Origin of the sequence: Tautonia marina (assembly GCF_009177065.1) — a bacterium.
Taxonomy (GTDB): Bacteria; Planctomycetota; Planctomycetia; order Isosphaerales; family Isosphaeraceae; genus Tautonia; species Tautonia marina.
Genome location: NZ_WEZF01000054.1, coordinates 1 through 3052, shown reverse-complemented (window position 1 = coordinate 3052; position 3052 = coordinate 1). Strand labels below are relative to the sequence as shown.

Annotated in this window: 1 protein-coding gene and 1 pseudogene; both read left to right on the top strand. The window is 71.5% G+C overall.

Annotated features, from left to right (window positions below; translation table 11 throughout):
* Nucleotides 1-318 precede the first annotated feature (318 nt).
* On the top strand, nt 319-2358 hold the full coding sequence (locus GA615_RS27155; protein WP_152054488.1) for a recombinase family protein: 2040 nt from the start codon (nt 319-321) through the stop codon (nt 2356-2358).
* Between the two features lie 237 nt (nt 2359-2595).
* A pseudogene (locus GA615_RS27150) lies at nt 2596-2889 on the top strand (IS4-like element ISBlma1 family transposase); the annotation flags it as partial.
* Between the last annotated feature and the right edge of the window lie 163 nt (nt 2890-3052).

Sequence of the window (3052 nt, the reverse complement as noted above, 5' to 3'; positions counted from 1 at the left end):
GAAGTCTGCCAGGCTGACTACACCTCAAGATTCAGCTTGTGTGTGTCCGGAGGGCCGCCCCATAGTGGGCGTGGCGGCGCTGCTAGAACTGGCCCGGTGGGGCCACCGCCGCCGGCACGAAATCCCGGGGCAACCCCCATGCGACGCGACAACGATCGATCAGTCCCCCCCCGCCTGCCGCCAACCCGGGACGCCGGGTCCATCTGAACCGGCTCTGGGGAGAACTGCCGGCCCAGGCTCGTCACGACACGCTCGCCGTGCTCAGCCGGATGGTGGCCAAGCGGCTGCCGACACCTCCAGCGAAGCCGGAGGTACTGCATGAAAACCCATGAAGTCCGGCCCCGGACATCCCCTTGCCCGAGCGACCCGCGGTGCGATGATCCGATCGGCCGACCGCCGCAGCGGGAGGGCAAGGTCCAGGCCCGGCACCTCGACCGACTGGCGATCGTCTACGTCCGCCAGTCCAGCCCCCAGCAGGTGCACGAGCATCGCGAGTCGGGACGCCTGCAGTATGATCTCCGCGACCGCGCCGTGGCCCTCGGCTGGCCGGCGGATCGCATCATCGTCATCGACGAGGACCAGGGCCGTAGCGGGAAGACGACCGTGGGCCGCCCCGGGTTCCAGCGGCTCCTGGCCGAGGTCGGGCTCGACCGCGTCGGGCTGATCCTCGGCATCGAGATGAGCCGCCTGGCACGCTCGTGCCGGGACTGGCACCAGCTGTTGGAATTATGTGCCCTCTTCCAGACCGTGCTGGCCGACCGGGACGCCCTCTACGACCCGACGGACCACAACGACAGGCTCTTGCTGGGGCTCTCGGGGATCATGAGCGAGGCGGAGCTGCACATCCTCCGGGGCCGGATGCTGGCCGGGGCCCGGAGCAAGGCCCGCCGCGGCGAGCTGTTCAGCCACGCGCCAATCGGCTACGCCCGGGTCCCCGGCGGCGGGTTGATGCTCGACCCTGACGAGCAGGCCCGCGACGTCGTCCGGCTGGTCTTCGACAAGTTCGACGAGTTGGGGACCGTCTCGGCCCTGTTGAAATACCTGGTCCGCAACGGCATCCGCCTGGGCGTCCGCCCCCACTTCGGGCCCGACAAGGGGGGCCTCGCATGGCGGCGACCGAATCGGACGACGCTGACCTTCCTGCTGCACCACCCGATCTACGCCGGGGCGTACACCCGCGGCCGGCGGCCGACCGACCCGCGGCGGAGAATCCCCGGCCGCCCCGCCACCGGCCGCGTGGTCGTACCGAGGGACGAGTGGGAAGTCCTGATCCGCGATCATCTGCCCGCATACATCACGTGGGAGCGCTACGAGTCGAACCTGCGGCGGCTGGCGCGGAACGGTGCCCGCGCCGGGGCCATGCGGGCGGCCCGCGACGGAGAGTCGCTTCTCGCGGGCCTCCTGTCCTGCGGGCGGTGCGGGCGGCGGATGATGGTTGCCTACACGGGCCGGGAGGGCCGCCTGCGTTACAGCTGCCAGCGCGGTGCGCTGGACTACGCGGAGCCGGTCTGCCAGAGCCTGGCCGGGGGCCCGCTCGACGAGCTGGTGGGCCGGCAGGTGCTGCTGGCCCTGGAGCCGGCGGCGTTGGAGCTGAGCCTCCGGGCGGTCGGCGACGCGCAGGCGGAGCGGGACCGGCTGGACCGGCAGTGGCGGCTGCGACTGGAGCGGGCCCGGTACGAGGCGGAGCGGGCGGCCCGGCAGTACCAGGCGTGCGAGCCGGAGAACCGGATGGTCGGGCGGGAGCTGGAACGGCGGTGGGAGCAGGCGCTGACCGAGCAGCGTGACGCCGAGGAGGGGTACGACCGATTCCGCCGCGGGCGGCCCGCCGAGCTGACCGGCGATGAGATCGCCATGATCAAGTCGATGTCTCAAGACGTGCCGGCGCTGTGGTGGGCGGCGACGACCACCGCGGCCGACCGCAAGGAGATCGTGAGGCACCTGGTGGAGCGAGTTTCGGTCGCGGTCCAGGGCGAGACCGAATGGGTCGACGTGGCGATCCACTGGGCCGGCGGGTTCGTCAGCCGGTACGAGGTCCGCCGCCCGGTACGGCGGGTCGAGCAGCTGCGGGACTACCCGGCGCTGGTGGCCCGGGTGACCGAGTTGCACGACGCCGGCAAGACCTCCCGAGAGATCGCCGACACCCTGAACCGAGAGGGGATGCGGCCGCCGAAACGCCGCGAGACGTATAACGCCGCGATGGTCCGACAACTGCTCTCGCGTCAGGGCCGCTGGGGTCCGCGCCCCAAAATGGTGACCGACGACGACCCGCGTGGGGAGGGCGAGTGGTGGCTGAGCGACCTATGCCGCGAGCTGGCGATGCCGCAGCCGACGGTCCACTGCTGGGTCCGGCGTGGATAGATCCGAGGCCGGAAGCTCCCCGGCGCCGGCGGCCGCTGGGTGCTGTGGGCGGACGCCGCGGATCTCGACCGGCTTCGCAGGCTCCGGGCCTACCGTCGCTCGTGGCCGGACGAGCCGTACCCGCCCGAGTTGACGACCCCGAGATGAAGACCGATCCGGAAGCCCATCGGCCCTCGACCCGGCCGCGGAGGCCGGGGCGAGGGCCGATACAAGGTGTGACAAAGGAGGCATCGTGGCTGGTACACCGAGCTGTTCTTCCGCTGGCTGAAGTGCTTCGGCCACTTCGCCCACCTGATGAGCCACTCGGCGTCGGGCGTGCTGATGCAATTCTATGTGGCGGTGATCGCGGCGATGCTGGTCTCCCTGCAGACCGGCTGCCGGCCGAGTAAGTACCTGTTCACGCTGCTCAGCCAGGTGGCCGCCGGGGCGGCGACGGCCGAGGAGATCCTGCCGATCCTCCGGGAACGGGAGCGGCAGAGCGAGGTGGCCCGGCGTTCGGCCGCCGCCCGCCGCCCGCGAAACCGGGGCTGAGCCCCCAAGGCCGGCGTCCGCGCGACGCCCGGGCCGCGCCGCCGCATGCGCCGCGCCCGACGACCTCGGCCCCGTCTCTGCCAGATCCGACACACCTCGGTCCCAGATCATCACCAGGCTGGTCCCGAACCGGACCCACTCAGCCAAATGCCGGACACTATTG